The organism is Mucilaginibacter sp. P4_D1, assembly GCF_056401935.1.
Window position 1 is genome coordinate 122,146 of record NZ_JBFUIJ010000002.1, and the last position, 21,323, is coordinate 143,468.

Sequence of the window (21,323 nt, forward strand, 5' to 3'; positions counted from 1 at the left end):
TGAAAATGAAATATATCAATAGAATATGCGGTATAAGCTTAATAGCATTTTTGATAATGCTTGCCGCACCAAATATAAGCAAGGCCCAGGAGGGGGGCTATGTATCTGACCAGGAGTTTTACGACAATCTTGACCCCTACGGAACCTGGGTTGATGACCCGCAGTACGGCAACGTATGGGTACCCGATGCCGAAGATGGTTTTAGGCCCTACGCAACACGCGGGCACTGGGTGGTTACCGATTATGGAAACACCTGGGTATCCGACTATCCATGGGGCTGGGCAACGTTTCACTACGGCCGCTGGCGCTACGATGATTATTACGGCTGGGAATGGATTCCGGGCCACGAATGGGCACCGGCATGGGTAAGCTGGCGCAGGGGCGGCGGCTATTACGGCTGGGCACCGCTAACACCGGGCATCAGTATTAATATATCATTTGGCAGCAGTTACCGCGTACCCGATTCTTATTGGGTTTGTGCGCCGCAAAACTATATTAACAGCCCCAATATTTACAATTATTACGCACCCCACGCCCGGGTAGTAAATATTATAAACCGTACCACGGTTATTAACAATACCTACGTATATAACAACCGTACCTACGTAACCGGCCCCAGGGTTACCGAGATAAGACGTGTTACGCACAATAACAATGTGCCGGTATACAGGGTGGGCAACGATAGCCGGCCAAATGGAGGCGGCCGGATTGTAAATAATACGGTGAACATTTACAGGCCCCAGATAAAAAAAGCACCTGATGCCAGGCCGGCAAGGGTTGTAAACGCAGCCGAGTACCGCAAAGCAAACCCTAACCAGGGCATTGCCAACCGCGCTGGCGGCCAGGCTACTGTAAACCGCAACAACGCCGCAAGATTGGCCCAGGTAGCCAAAAGCAATGATAATAAGTTTGTAAAGGTTAACAACAACCGCCCCGCCGCAGCACCAGGACAACAGCCCAATAACAGGCCTGCACAGCCAAACGCAAGGCCAAACGACCAGCAAAACAAACAACAGGCTGCCGGGCAGGCAAAGCAACAACGCGGTCAGCAACAAAACCAGGCCGCTCAGCGCGATCAGCAGGTTAAACAACAACAAGCTGAGCAAGCAAAGCAACAACGCGGTCAGCAACAAAACCAGGCCGCCCAGCGCGATCAGCAGGCTAAGCAACAACAAGCTGAGCAAGCAAAGCAACAACGCGGCCAGCAACAAAACCAGGCCGCTCAGCGCGATCAGCAGGCTAAGCAACAACAAGCTGAGCAAGCAAAGCAACAACGCGGTCAGCAACAAAACCAGGCCGCCCAGCGCGATCAGCAGGCTAAGCAACAACAAGCTGAGCAAGCAAAGCAACAACGCGATCAGCAACAAAACCAGGCTGCTCAGCGCGATCAGCAGGCTAAACAACAACAAGCCGAGCAGGCAAGGCAACAACGCGGCCAGCAACAAAACCAGGCTGCCCAGCAGGCTAAACAACAGCAGGCAGAGCAACAGCGCCAACAGCAGGCAGCTCAGCAGCAACAGGCACAGCAGGCTAAACAGCAGCAGGCTGTTCAACAGCGCCAACAGCAGGCAGAACAACAGCGTCAACAACAACAACAGGCTCAGCAGCAACAACGTCAGCAGCAGGCAGAGCAACAGCGTCAGCAGCAACAACAGGCGCAGCAGCAACAACAACGTCAGCAACAGGCAGAGCAACAGCGTCAGCAGCAACAACAGGCTCAGCAGCAGCAGCGCCAGCAACAGGCTGCGCAACAGCGCCAACAACAACAGCAGGCGCAGCAACAGCAGGCGCAACAACAACGTCAGCAACAGGCTGCTCAACAACGCCAACAGCAGCAGCGAGAGCAACAACAACGTGAGAAAAAGCCCACCAATTAAGCGTTGGCTTTAACCATTTTTTTAATAGCACGTATAAACAGCTTTTTAAGGTTTATATGTGCTATTTTTATTGGCGCTATAATTAGTTAAACATTATGAAACAAGTACACAATCTGCCTCGTTTTATTATATCAATATTTGTGCTTGCATTTTTAGGGGCCGGGCGTGYCACTGCACAGGACGTGAAAACCGGGGGCCAGATAAATTTTATCGAAAACTCGCTCGGCGAGGCTATTAAACAGGCCAGTGCCAAAAACAAATATATTTTTGTTGATGCCTACGCCAGTTGGTGCGGCCCCTGCAAAATGTTAAAGGCAACCACTTTTAAAAACAGTAAGGTGGCCGAGTTTTTTAACAGCAACTTTATAAACGTTGCCATTGATATGGAGAAAGGCGATGGCCCGCAACTCGCCGCCGCCTGGGGCCTGCGAGCCTACCCAACCCTAATTATACTCAACTCAAAAGGCAAGGCCGTTTATGGTACGGTTGGCTTTATAAAGCCCGATGAACTGATTAAATTTGGTGCACAAGGCCTTAATAAATAACGAGACACAAAAAAGCCGGACAATTACGAAAACTGCCCGGCATTTTACACCCTTATTTATCAACTTTATTTTACAATAAACGAGCCCACCAACAGCGCAAGCACCTGGCTCATACTTAACGGCTCATCAAATGATGCGGTTGCAACAGCTACAGAGGTGCTGCCGCCCGAAGCGTTTTTCAATGTAGTTACATCAACACCACCCTGGGTAACATTTTGTTCGCCATCGTAGTTGCCATCAACCAACGAAACTCCGGTATCATTACCTTTTGATGCTGTGCTGGTAATCCACGGCGTAACGCCTAAAAGAGAGCGTACAGCAGACGCGTGACGGGCTTCAACAGCATGGATAGACAATGCAGAAGTTAAAACTGTTTTGTACAAATCGGCCGTTACTTTTGATTTGTTACCTAATATATTTTCGGCCTGCCCTTTATAGGCGCGTACACCGGTATCTTCAAAAGCAAGTGCTACTTTAAGAAAAAGCGAGGTGTAGTTACCAGCAGTAAACAAGCCCTTAAACGGCCCATTGCCCGATCCGTTACCGGCTGTAAAATCTACCGTAGGAGCAGTTGCAGGCGTACCACCTACAGATTTGATCACATTTGTTAAAAACGTTACGTGATTGTTTTCATCATCCTGAATATCTTTAATATAAGCCAGGTCTGCTGCCGGAATCAATCCTGGCGCGGCAACACCTGCATTATAAAAGCCAGACTCCAGGTATTCCAGTGTTAACGCGTAGTTCAAAATGTCAACAACTGATGGTACTGCTGTTTGAGCCACCGCCCTTTTAATCATGGTACCAAAAGCAAAAGGTACCGCAGCCATAGCTACTTTTGAACCAAAACTGGTTATGTTTTTGATCGCAGCGCGACGAGGGTTTACCTTATCACTAAAATCCGGATCTATTTTTTCTATTTCCTCTACTATATTGAATAAATTCATGGCGTTCGTTGGTTTAAGCTGCTACGTAATTGTAATTTGATGCACTCACTTTTGTTTTCAGGTAAGTATTGGCAATTTTCAATACCTCGGCAATTGATGCCGATTTGTTTAGCCCATTGGCATCAACCTGGTCTGAAGCCGCGAATGAGCCGCGTACCAGTAAATTGCTTATTAATGCAGCGTGCCTTGCCTCAACAGAAACAATTTTTCCTGCCAAGGTAAGATACGCACCGCCGCCTATTAAGTAGCCGGCCCCGTCGTAAGCGGTTACGCCTGTATCTTCAAAAGCTTTTGCAGCGCCAAGTGTTGCGGCCCTGTCTTTAAAATTGATACTGCTAAAATCAACCGTCAAAGCCGGGATAGCATTTGCGCCCAGGGCGGCTTTAAAAAATTCGCGATGCAAAATTTCATGGTCGCGGATTGATGTTAGCAGTGCCAGTTCGTTTGCAGGAATGCCGGAATACGGTGTTAAAACAACCTGGGTGTAGAATGCAGCTTCCAGTTGCTCCAGCGCGTAAGCATAGTTCAGGATAGCTAAATCTCCGGTAGCGCCAATGTCAATTCCTTTGTTGGTTGTAATAATAGGATGGTCTTTGGTACATGAGGCGGTAGCCAACAAACCTGCCGCAGCAATACCCACACCCGCATAACGCAGGAACGACCGCCGGGCGATATTTGCTCCTGATATGCTTTCTTGTGATTCTGTTTTCATAAAGTAAATGTTTAAAATGATTCGATAAGTTTACAATCCGTTTATAAGAGGACATACGCTGATAGAAACTCAGTGGATTGTAAAACATTGACAATAATCTACTCTGAATTAGAGTATTTTACTATTGGTTAATTGTCGAGATTAAATCGAATCTGATAATGTAGCGAGCAATCGGGGGTTTATTGCTGTGATATATGGATGGAAAGCCGTTTAATTAAAAAAGGCTAAAAAAACTCTCGCAGTTTTTTTAGCCCTACATCTACCTATGAAAAACAACCCTTTGAGAAGGGTATAATACTGAGTTCAAATCCAATGCCAAACATAAAAAGGGCTTAAAACACCTAAATTGCCCCCTTTTATTTTACAACTTTCGCGCTTTGTAGAAATACTTCCCCTAAATATGTAGACGTTTTACTCAATGCACTGGCAAATAAGCCGGTATACTCTTTTTAACACCATACTATAAGGCTTGCTATTTTTAATATAAATGAACATTGCAGAAACCATAAACCTTAAACATTGTTAAGCTTTTTATGGACCATAACGTTTATTTATTGGCAACCGACCCTAAAAATCCTTGCCGGGATATTATTCATTCACGGGATACCCGTTTGAAGGTAAGGGTATTTTGCCTTGATGAAGAAAGTTTTAGTCCTGATGACAATGAAATTCAGTTATACGGCTATGCCAACGGTAAACTATATGCTTTTGAAACCATAAATATAGCCGCAGACGATGCACTTGACCTGGTAGATGCCATACAATGGTATGCCGAATACGTTGAAGATCCCGGGATGGAAATATTCCCCGAGGACCCCCGACCGGGGGCAACTTATAGCGATGTAAAGTCGAATTAAGTGACCTCGAAAACACAACACCCTATTTTATAGCGTCTTAAAATAAATTGTAAAATATTTTTTGAAGAATAGATCAAAGATTCTATATTTGCAGACCCAAACGCAAGGGGGTTGATTAAAAGATCAACCGAAGCAAAAAAGGGAGTTTAGCTCAGCTGGTTCAGAGCATCTGCCTTACAAGCAGAGGGTCACTGGTTCGAACCCAGTAACTCCCACCATTTAAAAGCCTCTTAGAGATAATCTAAGGGGTTTTTTGTTGCCTCTAACTATCCTGTTAATGTGCGTGCAAATGAGGGATCAAGCAGAACTTTTGTGAGGAATAAAAAAAGGGATCAGTCGGAAAGGGATCAGTCGGAAAAAAAAGTATTTGTTTTGCCATAGAAACCAAACCACCTCGACAACTTTAACAGCACGCCACAAACGAAAAAAGCCTCAAATTTTTCAACTTGAGGCTTTCATTTTCGATGTAGCGGGAGCAGGACTCGAACCTACGACCTTCGGGTTATGAGCCCGACGAGCTACCAACTGCTCCATCCCGCACTGTATTGGTATATATTGCATTCCGTCATAACCTCGGAAAGATGCTTCCAATTGTCAAAATGCAATTTTGCACTCCGTTTTAATTGGACTGCAAAGATATAATTCGTTTCTTTGCAGTCCAAATATATTTTTAATTATTTTTATATGAGTCACCAGGCAGGTTTTGTAAGTATAATTGGTAAGCCCAATGCCGGGAAATCAACCCTTATGAACGCCCTTGTTGGCGAAAAAATGTCAATTATCACCCCAAAAGCGCAAACCACCAGGCACCGTATTTTGGGAATTGTTAACGATGATAGCTACCAGATTGTATTTTCGGATACGCCCGGGGTTATCAAGCCACATTACGCATTGCACGAAAGTATGATGCACCAGGTAGACGGATCAATTGTTGATGCCGACCTGATTTTGCTGGTTACCGATATTTACGAGGAGTTTGACGAAACCGACGTTTTAAAAAAACTGGAAGGTTCGCTGGCGCCAATTGCTGTGCTTATTAACAAGATTGACCAAAGCGACGAGGAAACCGTAAAAAAGAAAGTGGAGTTTTGGCAGGAGAAGTTAAACCCTAAAGCCATTTTCGCTATATCGGCGTTGCTGGGTCATAATATTAAAGCCATTATGGATTTTGTGATCGGCAATTTGCCCGAACACCCGGCCTATTATGAAAAGGACCAGCTTACGGACAGGAACGACCGCTTCTTTGCTTCAGAGATGATCCGCGCACAATTGCTTAAACAATACAAGAAAGAGATCCCTTACAGCGCCGAAGTAATTGTAACCGCTTTTGTTGAAGGAGAAAAGCTGCACCGCATCAGCGCTGAAATTATTGTAGAGCGCGATTCGCAAAAAAACATCATTATTGGCCAGGGCGGCAGCATGCTAAAAATAGTAGGCACCTATGCCCGCCGCGATATGGAAGAGTTTTTTCAGAAGAAAATTTTCCTGGAGATGTTTGTAAAAGTGATTCCCGACTGGCGCAGCAAAAAAAATTACCTTAAAAAATTCGGATACGAATCATAGACCGAAAGAATCAAGAGTCAAGAATCAAGATTTTGTCTTGACCCTTTAATAAAATTTCATTTATATATAGAACAGGAATTTTAAGATAGATAGATTTGCATAAATCTTGACTCTTGGTTCTTGATTCTTGACTCTAATTTAAAAGCATGAGTAACATAGTAGCCATAGTTGGCCGCCCTAACGTAGGCAAATCAACTTTATATAATCGCTTAACCGAAACCCGCAAAGCCATTGTTGACGATTTTAGCGGCGTAACCCGCGACAGGCACTACGGTGTTTCTGAATGGACCGACCACCAGTTTACCGTAATTGATACAGGCGGCTATGTAGCCAACTCTGCTGATATTTTTGAGGCTGCCATTCGTGAGCAGGTTGAAATTGCCATTGAAGAAGCATCGGTTATTTTGTTTATGGTTGATGTTACCACAGGCATTACCGACCTTGACGATGAAATTGCCACCATGCTGCGCAAAAGCAAAAAACCGGTTTTTGTGGTAGTAAACAAACTGGATAACAACGCGCTATTATCTGATGCTACCGAGTTTTATAGCCTGGGCCTGGGCGAGATCTACAGCATCTCATCCATGACTGGTTCTGGCACAGGTGAGCTGCTTGACGAAGTTGTAAAGCATTTTGACGACGAAGTACTTGAAGAAAACACCCGCCCTAAATACGCCATCGTAGGCCGTCCGAATGTGGGCAAATCATCTATCATCAATTCCCTAATAGGTAAAGACCGCAACATAGTAACCCCGATTGCCGGTACCACCCGCGATTCTATCCACATCCACTACAACCAGTATGGGCATGATTTTATGCTGATTGATACTGCCGGGATGCGTAAAAAAACCAAGGTTAAAGAAAACATCGAGTTTTACTCGGTAATGCGTACTATAAAGGCTTTAGAAGAAGCCGACGTAATTATTTTAATGATTGATGCTGTTGAAGGTATCGAATCGCAGGATATCAATATCTTCCACCTGGCCGAAAAAAATAAAAAAGGCATCATGGTTGTGGTGAATAAGTGGGATTTAATTGAGAAAAACAACAAAACCGTTAAGGTTTTTGAAGAGATGATCCGCGAGAAGATTGCACCATTTACGGATGTACCCATCGTATTTACATCCGTTACCGAAAAGCAACGTGTGTTAAAGGTAATTGACGTGGCCAACCAGGTTTACCAAAACCGCGCCCGTAAAATAGCTACCTCCAAACTGAATGAGGTAATGCTGCCTATCATCGAAAACTATCCGCCGCCATCCATCAAAGGCAAATACGTAAAAATTAAATACATTACCCAAATTGCAGGTTCATCGCCCATGTTCGCTTTCTTCTGTAATTTGCCGCAGTATGTTAAAGAGCCTTACTATCGCTTTATTGAAAACAAGCTAAGGGAAAATTTTGAGTTCAGCGGAGCGCCGATTCAAGTATGGTTTAGGCAGAAATAAAACCTTGCAGATGTGCAGATTTCAGATTCAAGATGTGCGGATGAGCAATAGCAATGTTACTCGGTCAGCTATCTAAACAAAAACATCTGCACATCTGAAATTTGCACATCTGCACATTTTCTTTTCGGCACACAAAAATCTAAAATTTTGTATCGTTTAAGGTCTTGCACGCGTAATATAGCTAAACCTTAAGCTGTTATGTTTGCTAAAAAATTGTCCTGCGTTGCTTTGGTGGCATTGGCCCTTGGCTCATCCTGTAAAAAATCGACCCTGACCGGGGTGCAAAATGATAACGGCTGCATCAGTCGTGTCCAGCGCGATTATGCTGATACGAATAAACCCGAACTGACGGCCTCGTTAAAGTTGTTAACGGATAACCATATTGCTACCAATAACCTTGTTGTAACAAGGGCAATTTTAAACGATACCATTACCACCAATGGGCCCATGCACGTGCTTCAGCACGTAATTGCGCAGCAATACCGCAATGATTTGCCCATACTATTTGCCCAGGTAGGTTATCATTTTAACAACGGCATTTATTATACTACCAGCGGGTACATATATGGCAATGTAACATTGGGCACAACGCCACGCACAACATTGCCCCAACTACGTTATTTGTTTGTACAGGCTGCTTTGAAAGATTCTTATTCGGTTAACCAAAAAATAGCCGACTCATGCCTGGCTGCCGAATTTGGCTATTATGATATCAGTCCCGATTCGCACGGCCAGTTGATAAAAGCATGGCGGGTTACCCCCGCAAACCACGACTATCCTTTTGCCATTGTACAGGATGATAACGCCAAACTATTATTTTACAATAACGGCATACTTACTTTAAACAAAAGCCGGAATTGAAATGCTGGTATCAGATGTGCAGATTTCAAATGTGCAGATATGCAGATGCGTTTTTAATTGTATGATGATTGAACAGGTCGTGACGTTGTCATTTTACCTACACATCTGAAGCGGCATAGCTCTCCTGACAGCAATTTAAAACAAACGATAGCTAAAAATTACACTAATGCATCTGCACATTTGAAATCTGCACATCCACCCCTACTGTTCCAATGCTTTTTTATAAGCCACATCATTGGTGTTCATCACTTCCTGAAAGGCGTTATCGCCCCATTTAAACCGGGCTGCGCTGGCTTTCAGGATGCTTTTGATGTAATCTCTTGATTGCAACAACTCGCGCGAATCCATCTCTTTTAAGGTATGTGATGAGTATAGTATAAAATTGCGGTAATCATCATCGCTAACGATGTAATGTTTCATAAAATCTTCGCCGGTGTTGTAGTTGCCAAGTAAGGCTTGCATTTTATCAATCACATAGGCCGAAAACAGTTGCAGTTCGCCAAGGTTTTGCACAACCTGGGTGTTTTGTGATGTATCAGCAGGCACAAAAACATCGGGCATAATGCCGCCGCCACTGTAAACTTTGCGCCCACCTGAGGTATGGTATGACGATCCTTTGAAAACCGTGTCGTTCCGGTTACTCTGTTCAGAAAACAGTTCGCCTTTTTGCATGCGCTGGGCCAGCTCATTCCGGTAGCTGCTTACGCCCTCTTTGTATGATTTTTGTATCGACCTGCCCGATGGTGTATAGTACCTTGCCACGGTTAAGTTAATGGCCGAGCCATCGCCAAACGGAAATTGTTGCTGTACCAGTCCTTTACCAAACGAGCGGCGGCCAACAATGGTGGCCCTATCCAAATCTTGCAAGGCCCCGGCCAGTATCTCGCTTGCCGATGCCGAATATTCATCTATCAGCACAGTAATCTTTCCTTGCTGAAATGCACCCGAGTCGGTAGCAAAATAATCGGTGCGGGGCTCGTGAACGCCCTGGGTGTATACAATCAGCTTGCCTTTACCCAAAAACTCGTCGGCCATTGATGTTGCCGCGCTTAGGTAACCGCCACCATTGCCCCGCAAATCAAGCACCAGCTTATTCATGCCATCAACCTTAAGTTTTTTAAGCGCCGTGCGGAAATCAACATCTGTAGTAGCGGCAAATTTGCTTATTTTAATATAGCCGGTATTGGTATTGGCCATATACGCCGCGTTTACACTGCTTATATCAACCCGGCCACGTTTCATGGCAAATGCCCTGGTGCCTTTGCCATCGGCGTTTGCCACATCCATTACAATGGTGGCATCTTTTTCGCCTCTGAAAATATTATTAACCCTATCGGCCGTTAGTTTGGTGCCCGAGAATTTTTTATGATCAACATTAACAACCTTGCTACCCACGGGCAAGCCCGCTTTGGCTGCCGGCCCTCCGGCGTATACCTGGGTAATTATCAGCGTATCGCGCAGCAACTGGTATTCAATACCGATGCCGTTAAAACCGCCTTCTAAACGTTCGTTGATGTTTTGTGCCTGCTGCGGTGGCAGGTAAAGCGAATGCGGATCGAGATTTTGCAGCAGCTCGTTGATGGATGCGCCTTCAATACTGTCAACATTTACACTATCCACATAACTTTCGCCAACCAGGGTTAGCACTTTAGATAGTTTATCGTCGCCAGAAAATGAAAAGCCAAGGTTACGGTCGCCATTGTTCCTACTAATGTACAATCCAATAGTAATCCCCACCAGCAACAGGATCAACGTCCTGAAAATTACACCCGCAGTCTTTTTCATATTCAGCAAACAAAGTTAATCAATGCGTTGCCAATAATTTTTATCGGCAGCCTTGCATTTGATGTTTTTTAACGAATTTTGTTATAAATTATTAAAAATTAATGGAACGTACCACCGAAAGGGAATCGCATTATAAAAACCTGGAGTTGCAATCGGTAAAAGAAATCCTGGAAAACATAAACCGGGAAGACCAAACCGTACCGTTGGCTGTTGCCAAAGCATTGCCCCAGATTGAGGCACTTGCCACTATAACTGCCGAAAGGATGAAGCAAGGCGGCCGCCTTTTTTACATTGGCGCCGGTACCAGTGGCCGCCTTGGCGTAGTTGATGCATCAGAGTGCCCGCCAACATTTGGTGTTCCGTTTGATATGGTAGTTGGGCTGATAGCCGGTGGCGACGGCGCAATTAGAAAAGCGGTTGAATTTGCCGAAGACAATACCGAACTTGCCTGGCACAACCTGTTGGAGTATAACGTAACCGAAAAAGACGTAGTGGTTGGTATTGCCGCATCGGGCACTACACCCTATGTAATTGGCGGCCTTAAAGCGGCCAACAGCCATAATATGGTTACCGGCTGTATAGTTTGCAATAGCGGAAGCCCGGTTGCGGCCGTTGCACAATACCCGGTTGAAGTAGTTACCGGGCCCGAGTTTTTAACCGGATCGACCCGGATGAAGGCCGGCACTGCCCAAAAATTGGTTTTAAATATGCTGAGCACCAGTGTAATGATTCAGCTGGGAAAGGTAAAAGGGAATAAAATGGTTGATATGCAGTTAAGTAATGATAAACTGATTGACCGCGGCACCCACATGGTAATGGACGAAACGGGCCTTGCCGAAGCCGAAGCCGCCACCCTGCTAAAAAAATATGGCAGCGTAAGAGCTGCCGTTGATAATTATAAGCCTGCAATTTGAAGATTTGAGAATTTGAAAATGAATGGGATTCAGTTAATTCTTAAATTCTGAAAATTCTGGTTCAGACAAAAAATGTGAAAGAACAATGCACGAGATAGAACCATATTACCGCTGGAGGGATGATTACATAGCAGCCGAAGACGAATATTCGCCTTTTTATGCTACGGAGTATAGTGAGTTTGAGTTTGATAAGCAGGTGTACAACTACTTGTTGCATCCGCAATGGGATTCGTTTGGCTCCAATACGCTGTACATGAAAGTACTGTATGCCGATTATGAAAAAGGCTATACCATTATTGAGTTTATAGGCGAGTGGAATGATGCCATTAATAATGACATCATGATGCTGAAACGCGAGATACTGGAGTTGATGATTGATAACGGCATTAACCATTTTATACTGATAGGCGAAAACATCCTCAACTTTCACTCATCAGATGATTGCTATTACGAAGAGTGGTTTCAGGATGTTGAAGATGGCTGGATAGCAGGCATCAACTTCCGCGAGCATGTGATTGACGAATTTAAACGCAATAACATTGATTACTACATCAACTTTGGCGGCCAGTTAGATGATCTGGGCTGGCGCAGCCTTAAACCCATTCAGGTGTTTAAAAAGGTTGAGGAGCAGATGGTGAGGAGACTGAATTAGCTTCGGGGAAAGAGTCAAGAGGTAAGAATCAAGAATTAAGACTTTTTTGTAGTGCTGCTACAAGTGAATAGCAAAAATCGAGTCTCTTTATAAATAACAAATAGCAACAAAACCACCACACTTTTATTGCTTAGCGAAGCCTATTGCCCTTCAAACTCCTCGCCTACACTCTCGCGCAGGTCATATAGCAGCCATTGCTTGTTGGCTATGGCCTGGGTTTTTGATTGCAGCAGCTTAATAAAATCGTTAACGCCGGTAGGTTCGTTGCCGTTGCCATGTATCAGCACAATACTACCGGACTGGGGTTGCTGACCTTTGGCCAGCCAGGCATCCGTTCCGACCGGAATCAACCCAAAATCGGTTATCTTGTAAACCAATTGCTGATCAGACACCAAACCGGGGAACCTGAAGAACACCGATGGTAACAGTCCGTTTTTGAGCATGGCCTTTTCTGTTTCCAACACTTCATAGCTGATATCGGTACCCGGTTCCAGCAAAAAGTTTTCCTTAAGCGGTGCTTTCAGGCTTACGCGATGGTTAAAGGAATGATTTATCCAGGTGATGTAAATTTCGTGTTTAGCCTGCATTTGCTTAAGCCATTCCAGGTCCTGCGGGTGCTGGCGCATCCAGATGCCTGTTACCGACAAAGCCACAGGCACGGGCCGCTCTACTTTTTTAAACTCGTTGAAAATATCTGTAAAAATACGTTTATCCAATGGCCGGTGCGATGGGCAAAGGTCGGCTGTAAGGCTGATGCCTGTTTCTTTTGGCACCCCGCTTTCAATGCCCGCATCCTGTATGGATACCGATTGTTTTTCGGCTTTGCGCAACGCCTTTTGGTAAGGTGTATTTTTAAAAAAAGTACGGGCATCGGTTAGGCTCATTGGCTTTACCTGGTAAAAATTGGGCTCTTCAATTTTTGTTTCCAGGGTTTGAGGATTTATCAGCAGGTAATAGCTTTTACCCTCGTTTTCAAACGAGCGGATAATCATCCAATCCTGCGGATAATGGTGCGCCCAACCGTAAAAGGCTTTATAGTTTTCTATTTTGCGATAGATAGCCTGGGCATTGGCCTTTTTGCATAGGCATATAAAAAATAAAAAAGCGAGGGCGATCGATCTAAAACTTTTGTAATTCATGTTTATTAACATTCCAGTTTTTGCCGGTCAATACAGAACATGTAACCAGTAAAACTAAAACAACGATTAAAATAATAAATATAACGTGGCTGAAAGGTGCGGATTCCTGGATGTGCTTTACCGGCTTTTGAACATCTTTTAACGCTGATAATGGAGGGTACAGGGTGACGCTACCTGAAGCGGACGACATTATCATATTTTCAATCGCTAATAAACTTTTATAAACCTTTAATAACAGCAAAACATTAAAAAAAAGTCCGGCCGAGAGTACCACGTTCACCATCCTGTTAGTAAAACGACCGGCTATAGCCCGTGTCAAATAAACCAATACCACTAACACAAAAAACGGCGGGAGTGTAATTATCCACCAGGAAAACTCACCTACAAAGTAGGTGTCATGCAGGTTAATATCAAGGGCTGCATTGCTAAACAGCGCGCTGGTAAACAACAATGAAAATGCTGTAGCGAGCATGAATATGCCTAACAGTATGGCCAGCTCGGCAATTGCAGGTTTCCATTTCATGATTTAAATATAAACTTATCCCTTAATAATAGGTTTATTTATATATAAATGATGTATTAACTTTGCCCTATGACCCGTTTATCTGTCAATATCAATAAAATAGCCACCCTGCGTAATTCGCGCGGTGGTAACAACCCCGATTTGGTACAGGTTGCCAAAGATTGCGAACGTTTTGGGGCACAGGGAATCACCGTGCATCCTCGTCCCGATGAAAGGCACATCCGCTACCAGGACGTTTTTGATCTGAAAGGAATAGTTACCACCGAGTTTAATATTGAAGGTAACTGCCAGGAACAAAAGTTTATTGACCTGGTACTGGCCAACAAACCAGAGCAGGTAACCCTGGTACCTGATGTATCAGGGCAAATAACATCTAACCATGGCTGGGACACCATTACCAACTACCATTACTTAACCGATATGATAGCCGTTTTTAAAGAAGCCGGCATCCGTGTATCTATTTTTGTTGACCCGGTTGCCAAAATGGTTGAAGGAGCCGCCAAAACCGGCACCGACCGTATTGAGCTTTATACGGAAGGGTATGCCACCCATTATCACCAGGGGAAAGAACTGGCCATAGCGCCATATATTGAAGCCGCGAAGGTAGCACACGAGGCTGGCCTGGGCATTAACGCCGGGCATGATCTTGACCTGCACAACCTGAAATACTTTGCCGAAAACATACCTGCTTTGGATGAAGTAAGCATAGGCCACGCCCTTATTTGCGATGCATTATATTATGGATTGGAAAATACCATCCAGATGTATTTAAGGCAATTGGTCTGAGATCTGTGGTGTGTGATCTGTGGTCTGAGAATTGAAATGGGCACCGGATTTCCCCTTCACACCTCCCGCCTCAGCCTCCTGACCTCCGTATTATCTCAAAATAGTTAAGCTGCCCGACAACAGGTTACAGTTTTTATTCAGGTTGATGATGTAGTAGTAGGTGCCCACGGGCAACGCTTTGCCATTATAGGTGCCGTTAAACGGTGTTGTGTATCCTTTTGATTCAAACAGCTTTTGGCCGTTGCGGTTAAATACCTGTACCACGGCGGCAGGGTAGCTTTCGATGTTGCTGATTTTCCAGTAATCGTTGCTGCCATCACCATTGGGGGTAAAAGAATTGGCGATGCTGAGCGGAGATAAGCCTACCGATACTTTTACCCCTGTTTTTGGACTTTCGCAGGTGCCATTTACCTGGCTTACAAAAAAACTGCGGTTGGTGGTTACAGCTATTTTAAACCTCCCGCCTTTTTGTTCAGTTAACGGCGAGGCACTATCAGCCTGGTTGTATAAACGGTAAACGACATCGGCCCCGGCGTCGTTTACCAAAAGAATGGCATCCCCCGGACTGCAAACCTGGATGTCACTTACCGATGGCGCTGCCAAATTCTGCGGAATGTTTTGAATTTGGTAGTTAACATTTATGCTCCCGCATCTACTATCCGCAATGTTTAATGTATAGGTACCTGCCGAAAGGTTTGAGATGCTGTTTGCGGCGCCTATCGATGTTCCATTGGCGTTAAGCCAGGTGTAGGTATAAGGCGGTAATCCCCCGGCAACCGTTACGTTACTTACGTAACCGCTTTTCAATCCGCATTGTTCGTTGCCTGTTTGCCCGTTATCCGTAACTTTTAATTCGGGCAGCTGATCTACCCGGTAGGTGTTATAATAACTTTCGCAACCATTTTGGTCGGTTAAATAAAGCTTGTAGCCACCGGCGGGCAAGTCTGTTGCGCCGTGGTGCAGGGCAACGTTAACCCCGGCGGCGTTAACCCACCTAACAGCCTTTATCAGGATATCCTGGTTTACTTGTAATGCGCCGTTTGCTTTGCCGAAACAGGCGTCAATATGATTAACGGTATAGGTTGAGGGGAATACGGTACCGGGAATTTCTAAAATTTCATAGGGGCCGGTAGTCTTGCTGCAGCCAGATTCATTTGATGCCGTAAGGAAATAGGTACCGGCCGGCACGCCGTCCAGAGCGGCCTTTGTTCCAACCAGATTATTGCCGGCATTCCGCCACTCAAACTTTGTTGCTTGTGGCGCTGTTATTCCTATAATTGAGCCATTGGCCTTATTGCATCCAGCGTTTGATTTTTGAACGGAGGTTAGATCAATAACAATTTCCTTTGAGCCAACTGGTATTGGATTTGTGAATGCCGATCCGCATGATGCTCCTTTAATCTCTAAAGTATATAAACCTTTAGGCACATTTACAAGGTTCAGCGCGTTGCCTACTGTTTCGCCATTTTCATTTCTCCATGTATAGGTATAGGGACCGCCATTTGATCCTATATTTTCGATAATGATGTTTTTTATATAACCATCAGCGGCATTGGTACATGTGGCTGCTTTTGTTTCCTGCTGGCTTTCGTTAATGGCAACATTCAGGTAAGGAACCGAAAACTCCGAGGTTGCGCTATTATCAATAGTAGCGGTAGCTATTATGCTTCTTGTTATACTTCCATGATATACCCAGCTTCCATCGGTATTGGCATTTACTTTGGCTATAAAGTTTTTACCTTCGCACAGTGTGCAATCCGCCGTATAATACAGTTGAATTAACGCCCCCGGCTTAGCTGTGCCGGCAACAGCCAAATTAGTAACGCTTTTAATTACAGGAGCCGGGGCAAATGTTTTATCATTTTGATTAATACTAAAATCCTGATTACAGTAAAAGCTGTTTTTATTAATAACCATGCTCTGTCCATAAATAGCGCCTTGCTTGCCAAATGCTATAACGTTTTTATCCGCTTCGTCATCCCCTCCAACAATGCCTGTAGCATTTTCCTCTAATGATACATTTCGTCCATTACCCAAATCCAGCGTGGTGGTTATATCTGTTCCTATTTTATTCCCCTTGATTTCATATCTGGATGCCCGGATAATAACATTATTATTGGTATGGCCGGATATTATGTTATTCTTCAGGCTTACAAAACATTCCCTAAGATCAGTTTGTATGCCAAGAAAGGGGTAATTAAGGTCGAACAAGGGGCTTTCGCCAACAAAATGGGTTATGTAACTTTCTGTTCCGCCCACCCCAGTCCCTATCCTGTTATTTTCAATTATGGCCGTGTTGCCTGTTGTAAATGGCCGGCTCGGGTCCGGATATTGACCGGCAAAGATTTCGGTGCCATTTGCGGCAACAATATTCCCCAATGACGGTAGTGAACCGCCAATAAGCGCCTGGCCTCCTTCTATTATAAGCGAAATTCCCGTAAAGTTTGAATTGGCTGTTTTTCCGTCTTCGGCGACACCTATAATGTTACATTGAACAGATACGCCTGTTATCGACCCCTCAAAGATGCCATCATAAGAGTCGGGGGTGGAACCTATTGCAATATGAGTTCCGCATATCACATTTCCTTTTCCTAACGCTCCTATAACCAGATTTTTGCATTGCCTTAATACCCGGATGCCAACTGCGCCATAATCAACAGAGCTTAAAAGTGGTTTCTTCTTAAAATTACGGATATACAATCCATATATCTCGATATTTGAAATATAGCTACCGAACGTTTCATTGTTAATCACAAGACATGAAAAGTTTTCTGTTCCTCCCGATTCGATTATAATTTTGGCATCGCTAACTCCAAATTTATTCCCGGGCTGCGTTGTGCCGTCTATTATTAAATCAGACGAAATATTAGGTAATGAGCTAAAAATCATGATCGTCCTGCCCGCCTCGCTCAAATCCGGTAAATTAAAATTGATAAAATCCTTTTCCGCACTGCCATTAGCCGCGGCCAAGGTTAAGGCTTCGCGCAAAGTGCCTGGTCCGCTATCGGCATTGCTGGTAACTATAAATACCGCTGCCGTTGCCGGCCGGCAAAACAATATAAGCAATACAATAAACAGGTATTTGTAACGCATTTGCTATTAAACTTTAGGACTTTCCCCTACCCACACACATCCAACAGTTATCCTACCTGATAATGGTTAAACTGCCCGATAGCAGACTGCAAGGGGTATTTAAATTGATAATATAATAATATACGCCCGGCGGCAGCAGCTGATCATTGAATTTCCCGGCAAATACGGTTACATACTCTTTGGATTCGAATACTTTTTGACCATAACGGTTAAATACCTGTACCACTGAGCCTGGAAATTTTTCAAGCCCTTCAATTTTCCAATAGTCGTTTACGCCATCACCATTGGGCGTAAATGAGTTTGGCTTCTTAACATCTACGTGTACAATCTCGATATGTGTTTGGATACGGTTACTTTCACAGGTACCAATACTATAGCTGATGTAAAAATCGCTGGTTTCAGTAACCGCTAAACTGAATCTGCCCGTTGTATTGGTTAAAAGCGGCAGCATAGCTGTGGCATCTGCATACAATTTATAGGTGCCGGTAACCGGGTTTTGTACACTGATGGTAACCGTTTCCGGATCGCAAATTCGTTGATTATTAACAACCGGCTGATCGGGCACAAACTCATTGTTATCAACTGCGCGCCCAACTGTAAGCGGGATGGCGCATGCGGTGTTATCGGTAACCACCAGCGAGTAGTTGCCCTTGCCTACATTTTTCAGCTCTTTATCTGTACCGGCGACAATATTGTTATCCATATTAGTCCAGGTATATTTATAAGGAGGCACGCCGCCGGTTACATCCACACCGGTAATGCTTCCAAATAACTGGTCGCACTGATCGGGATTGGAAACGGGATTATTTAGCGACGAAAACTGTAAAAGCGGCGTTACTTTTACTTCTAAATTGTTTACCAGCACGCTTGGGCAACCGTATTTATCGGTTAAATTAAGCGTGTAAAAGCCGGCGGTTAAACCGCTTATACTGGGCGAACTACCAATAAAAGTACCATCCTGTTTTAACCACTGGTACGATACCGGGATTATTTTTCCTTCAATCTCCAGGTTAATAGCCCCGTTATTCAACCCGCAGGTGGTGGCAACGCTCGTAAGGCTCTTAATGGTAAATACTTCGGGCGTTAGCCTGTTAACAGTAAAATATCCATCGTTACTGCATTTGGTTACCGTATTAACCGCGTTGAGCCGATAAGTGCCGTCGGCCAGGTTAAAAATATCTAAATTGTTTTGATTGGTAGCCATTGCATTTCCCTGCGGATCGTACCATTGATACAGGTCGGCATTTTGAACATATACGCCAGTTATTGCACCATTATTGGCACCGCATTTGGCGGGAGTAATAGCACCTCCGCTAATATTTACAGAGTTTGTTTCCAGGATAAAAATAGAAGGCGTTGAATATGGGCTGCATTCGCTTTGGTCATATAACGTTAGGGTGTAGTACCCTCCTTTAACTTTTGCCAGGTTTTTGGTAGTAGCCACCACTACCCCGGCATCATTTGTCCATTTATAGGTTAATGTGCCAATGCCTACTGTTGTTGTTATATTGCTGATACCGCCATCGGCAATACCACAACGCGCGGGGGCAACCTGCATGGTCGAAAGATCATAATCGGGACCGGGCTTGGCTTTAATAGTAACCGCCGGCGATGAAGTAACTGCGCAACCGGCCTCGTCATAAATAGTAACTGTATAAGTGCCCTCGGGTAAATTGGCGGCCTTATCTGTCGATTTTACCAGGCCCGCCTTATCTTTCCAGGCAAAGGTTACGTTACCTGTACCACCCGTAAAATTCACATCAAACGGGAACGATTTTTGGCGGCACTGTGGCGTGGGTACAATTACATTCTGTATTTTTATCCGTAGGTCTTTTATCTCAAACAGCTGGGTTATTTTTTGACAGCCACCCGGGTATTGAATAGTTAGCTGGTAAGTGCCGGGCAACAGGTTTTTGATATTCTGTGTATCTCCTATTGGCGTTAATGAGCCATTGGTTTCTTTTTTATCCCAGTGAAATAATAGCCCGGTACGGGGTTGCTGTATGGTTACACTCCCCTGGTAAGCACAGGTATAGTTTTTTACAACCACATCGTTATCCTGTATCACCAATGACGAAAAGGGCGAAGTATTATTATTGGCATCTGTAGCTGTGGCAATAACAGCCTTGCTAAAAGTACCCGAATAACTCCATGCCCCGCTTGCGTTTGATGTTACTGTAGCTATGGAAGTTTTACCCTGGCATATATTGCCGCAATCGTCTGACAAAAACAATTCAATCTTGCAATTTGGTGTTGCAGTGCCCGATACAGCTGCGCCGCTAAAATTAAGTACCTGCACAAATGGCACCTTGTAATTGTTACTTACCACGCTTATACCATAATCACTGTTGCAAAAAATGCTATTATGCGTAATTAGCGTATGTGTGCTGTTTAAAGCTTCAATACCGTAAAAGTTATAGCCTATATAATTAATATCGGCGACGGCACTGCCACCGATGGTACCAGACGAACTTGTACCGGCGTGAATACCCTCGCCATTTCCGAGGTCTTTTGTTCCCGTAATATCTGTTCCTATTTTATTTGCTGTTATTTTAAACGTGGCGTTCTCGATATAAACACCGCAATAACGCTGGCCCGATATTAAATTGGAAGTAATATTTACCGTTGTATTGGATGAATTAACATTAACACCATAGGCTTTAATGAAAGCGCTTTGCTGCAAAAGCGGGATATTTTTAAAATCAACCTTGCCGGTATAATCGGTGCCTATTTTGTTGTTTTGCATGGTTATGGTGTTGGCTACCCCGTAATAATAAGCCCGCGCTATATTAATACCGGTAACATTAGCCGCTATCACATTACCCATGCCGGCATCTGTACCACCTATCAAACCATCTTTATCTAAAGTAAGGTTAATGCCGGTGTAGTTACTGGCAGCGGTAAAGCCATCATCAAGCAAACCTATAATATTACTTTGAATCTGGATATCTGAAGCGCCTGCTGCATAGTAATAGGAAGTGTTATAAATTCCGTTAATATTACCGCAAAAAACGTTCCCTTTACCGGGCGCTCCTATAATAACCCCGCTTACATCTCCCTGCATCATTAGGCCCGAGCCCTGATTAAGGTCGGCAGTGGCCAAGCTGTTAATTTTGGCAAAGTTGCGAATGTACAATCCATAGATGGCTATTTTTGTGGCCGGTGCGCCGCCTGCATTTACCTCACCATTAATATTTAAAGCATTAAAATAAACCGGAGAGGTTTCGGGCTCAATAATCACCTTTGCGTTTGACACCCCGAATGCAATACCCGGTTGGGTAGTACCGTCAATAGTTATGTTAGAGGTAATAGACGGCAACTGGCTTTTTAACCTGATAGTACGATCAGATACCAAACTGCCGGGTAAATTAAACTGGATGATATCGGGAGCAGTTGTTCCATTGCCGGCTGCTATAGCGAGTGCCTCGCGAAGCGTACCGGGGCCTGTATCGGCATTACTGGTTACTACAATGGTGGCAGCAAAACAGAAATTGCTTAACAAAAACACAATAACTACTAATAGTAAAAATTTCTTAGCAAACATGATAAGTATAAGTCTGTTAAAGATATAAAATATCTCTGTAAATGCTTTGTCAATATCATATTACGCAATTGTTACTC

The 21,323-nt window shown here is 44.2% G+C and carries 16 protein-coding genes and 2 tRNA genes; 10 read left to right on the plus strand and 8 right to left on the minus strand.

Annotated features, from left to right (window positions below; translation table 11 throughout):
* Positions 1-56: 56 nt before the first annotated feature.
* Both AC1DV1_RS02360 and AC1DV1_RS02365 read left to right on the plus strand, forming a co-directional pair.
* A complete protein-coding gene (locus tag AC1DV1_RS02360) occupies positions 57-1,877 on the plus strand; it encodes a DUF6600 domain-containing protein (RefSeq protein ID WP_477354681.1) in 1,821 nt (606 codons plus the stop codon).
* Between the two features lie 95 nt (positions 1,878-1,972).
* The gene (locus AC1DV1_RS02365; RefSeq protein WP_477354684.1) at positions 1,973-2,422 is read left to right on the plus strand and encodes a thioredoxin family protein; all 450 of its coding nucleotides are present in this window, start codon (positions 1,973-1,975) and stop codon (positions 2,420-2,422) included.
* Between the two features lie 65 nt (positions 2,423-2,487).
* Here the strand turns inward: AC1DV1_RS02365 and AC1DV1_RS02370 are convergent, their stop codons facing one another.
* Complete coding sequence (locus AC1DV1_RS02370; protein ID WP_477354687.1) at positions 2,488-3,369, minus strand: ferritin-like domain-containing protein; 882 nt, start codon at positions 3,367-3,369, stop codon at positions 2,488-2,490.
* Between the two features lie 13 nt (positions 3,370-3,382).
* A complete protein-coding gene (locus AC1DV1_RS02375) occupies positions 3,383-4,081 on the minus strand; it encodes a ferritin-like domain-containing protein (RefSeq protein WP_147053918.1) in 699 nt (232 codons plus the stop codon).
* A 533-nt stretch (positions 4,082-4,614) separates the two neighbouring features.
* Here AC1DV1_RS02375 and AC1DV1_RS02380 point away from each other — a divergent pair.
* Entirely contained in the window at positions 4,615-4,938 is a 324-nt protein-coding gene (locus AC1DV1_RS02380) for a hypothetical protein (RefSeq protein ID WP_477354690.1), read from the plus strand.
* 140 nt (positions 4,939-5,078) lie between these two features.
* Positions 5,079-5,156, plus strand: a tRNA-Val gene (locus AC1DV1_RS02385).
* A gap of 249 nt (positions 5,157-5,405) precedes the next feature.
* On the opposite strand, the gene AC1DV1_RS02390 is transcribed toward AC1DV1_RS02385, so the two are convergent.
* Positions 5,406-5,478: transfer RNA gene (locus AC1DV1_RS02390), tRNA-Met, on the minus strand.
* A gap of 144 nt (positions 5,479-5,622) precedes the next feature.
* Here AC1DV1_RS02390 and era point away from each other — a divergent pair.
* From era to AC1DV1_RS02405, 3 genes are all read left to right on the plus strand, one after another.
* A complete protein-coding gene (era, locus tag AC1DV1_RS02395) occupies positions 5,623-6,501 on the plus strand; it encodes a GTPase Era (protein ID WP_477354693.1) in 879 nt (292 codons plus the stop codon).
* 146 nt (positions 6,502-6,647) lie between these two features.
* Entirely contained in the window at positions 6,648-7,949 is a 1,302-nt protein-coding gene (gene der, locus AC1DV1_RS02400; RefSeq protein ID WP_477354696.1) for a ribosome biogenesis GTPase Der, read from the plus strand.
* A gap of 198 nt (positions 7,950-8,147) precedes the next feature.
* Positions 8,148-8,810, plus strand: a complete 663-nt coding sequence (locus AC1DV1_RS02405; RefSeq protein WP_477354699.1) for a hypothetical protein — start codon at positions 8,148-8,150, stop codon at positions 8,808-8,810.
* A 201-nt stretch (positions 8,811-9,011) separates the two neighbouring features.
* Here AC1DV1_RS02405 and AC1DV1_RS02410 read toward each other — a convergent pair whose 3' ends face one another.
* Positions 9,012-10,595, minus strand: a complete 1,584-nt coding sequence (locus tag AC1DV1_RS02410; RefSeq protein WP_477354701.1) for a S41 family peptidase — start codon at positions 10,593-10,595, stop codon at positions 9,012-9,014.
* Between the two features lie 101 nt (positions 10,596-10,696).
* Between AC1DV1_RS02410 and murQ the strand changes: the two genes are divergently transcribed.
* Positions 10,697-11,509, plus strand: a complete 813-nt coding sequence (gene murQ / locus AC1DV1_RS02415) for an N-acetylmuramic acid 6-phosphate etherase (protein WP_477354704.1) — start codon at positions 10,697-10,699, stop codon at positions 11,507-11,509.
* Positions 11,510-11,594: 85 nt separating this feature from the next.
* On the plus strand, positions 11,595-12,161 hold the full coding sequence (locus tag AC1DV1_RS02420; RefSeq protein ID WP_477354707.1) for a hypothetical protein: 567 nt from the start codon (positions 11,595-11,597) through the stop codon (positions 12,159-12,161).
* Between the two features lie 140 nt (positions 12,162-12,301).
* On the opposite strand, the gene AC1DV1_RS02425 is transcribed toward AC1DV1_RS02420, so the two are convergent.
* The gene (locus tag AC1DV1_RS02425) at positions 12,302-13,300 is read right to left on the minus strand and encodes a polysaccharide deacetylase family protein (protein WP_477354710.1); all 999 of its coding nucleotides are present in this window, start codon (positions 13,298-13,300) and stop codon (positions 12,302-12,304) included.
* On the minus strand, positions 13,281-13,823 hold the full coding sequence (locus AC1DV1_RS02430) for a hypothetical protein (protein ID WP_477354713.1): 543 nt from the start codon (positions 13,821-13,823) through the stop codon (positions 13,281-13,283). The genes AC1DV1_RS02425 and AC1DV1_RS02430 overlap by 20 nt, the downstream gene beginning before the upstream one ends.
* Before the next feature lie 69 nt (positions 13,824-13,892).
* Between AC1DV1_RS02430 and AC1DV1_RS02435 the strand changes: the two genes are divergently transcribed.
* A complete protein-coding gene (locus tag AC1DV1_RS02435; RefSeq protein WP_477354716.1) occupies positions 13,893-14,609 on the plus strand; it encodes a pyridoxine 5'-phosphate synthase in 717 nt (238 codons plus the stop codon).
* Positions 14,610-14,699: 90 nt separating this feature from the next.
* On the opposite strand, the gene AC1DV1_RS02440 is transcribed toward AC1DV1_RS02435, so the two are convergent.
* On the minus strand, positions 14,700-17,702 hold the full coding sequence (locus tag AC1DV1_RS02440; RefSeq protein WP_477354719.1) for a gliding motility-associated C-terminal domain-containing protein: 3,003 nt from the start codon (positions 17,700-17,702) through the stop codon (positions 14,700-14,702).
* A gap of 52 nt (positions 17,703-17,754) precedes the next feature.
* Positions 17,755-21,246 carry a T9SS type B sorting domain-containing protein gene (locus AC1DV1_RS02445; RefSeq protein WP_477354722.1) on the minus strand — a complete coding sequence of 1,164 codons (3,492 nt, stop codon included), beginning with the start codon at positions 21,244-21,246 and terminating at the stop codon, positions 17,755-17,757.
* Positions 21,247-21,323: the final 77 nt, after the last annotated feature.

What these genes read in the sequence shown, in the direction of transcription:
- AC1DV1_RS02360 (WP_477354681.1), top strand. Translation starts at nt 57, where the DNA reads ATGCTTGCCGCACCAAATATAAGCAAGGCCCAGGAGGGGGGCTATGTA.
- AC1DV1_RS02370 (WP_477354687.1), bottom strand. Translation starts at nt 3,369, where the DNA reads ATGAATTTATTCAATATAGTAGAGGAAATAGAAAAAATAGATCCGGAT.
- AC1DV1_RS02375 (WP_147053918.1), bottom strand. Translation starts at nt 4,081, where the DNA reads ATGAAAACAGAATCACAAGAAAGCATATCAGGAGCAAATATCGCCCGG.
- AC1DV1_RS02380 (WP_477354690.1), top strand. Translation starts at nt 4,615, where the DNA reads ATGGACCATAACGTTTATTTATTGGCAACCGACCCTAAAAATCCTTGC.
- era (WP_477354693.1), top strand. Translation starts at nt 5,623, where the DNA reads ATGAGTCACCAGGCAGGTTTTGTAAGTATAATTGGTAAGCCCAATGCC.
- der (WP_477354696.1), top strand. Translation starts at nt 6,648, where the DNA reads ATGAGTAACATAGTAGCCATAGTTGGCCGCCCTAACGTAGGCAAATCA.
- AC1DV1_RS02405 (WP_477354699.1), top strand. Translation starts at nt 8,148, where the DNA reads ATGTTTGCTAAAAAATTGTCCTGCGTTGCTTTGGTGGCATTGGCCCTT.
- AC1DV1_RS02410 (WP_477354701.1), bottom strand. Translation starts at nt 10,595, where the DNA reads ATGAAAAAGACTGCGGGTGTAATTTTCAGGACGTTGATCCTGTTGCTG.
- murQ (WP_477354704.1), top strand. Translation starts at nt 10,697, where the DNA reads ATGGAACGTACCACCGAAAGGGAATCGCATTATAAAAACCTGGAGTTG.
- AC1DV1_RS02420 (WP_477354707.1), top strand. Translation starts at nt 11,595, where the DNA reads ATGCACGAGATAGAACCATATTACCGCTGGAGGGATGATTACATAGCA.
- AC1DV1_RS02425 (WP_477354710.1), bottom strand. Translation starts at nt 13,300, where the DNA reads ATGAATTACAAAAGTTTTAGATCGATCGCCCTCGCTTTTTTATTTTTT.
- AC1DV1_RS02430 (WP_477354713.1), bottom strand. Translation starts at nt 13,823, where the DNA reads ATGAAATGGAAACCTGCAATTGCCGAGCTGGCCATACTGTTAGGCATA.
- AC1DV1_RS02435 (WP_477354716.1), top strand. Translation starts at nt 13,893, where the DNA reads ATGACCCGTTTATCTGTCAATATCAATAAAATAGCCACCCTGCGTAAT.
- AC1DV1_RS02440 (WP_477354719.1), bottom strand. Translation starts at nt 17,702, where the DNA reads ATGCGTTACAAATACCTGTTTATTGTATTGCTTATATTGTTTTGCCGG.
- AC1DV1_RS02445 (WP_477354722.1), bottom strand. Translation starts at nt 21,246, where the DNA reads ATGTTTGCTAAGAAATTTTTACTATTAGTAGTTATTGTGTTTTTGTTA.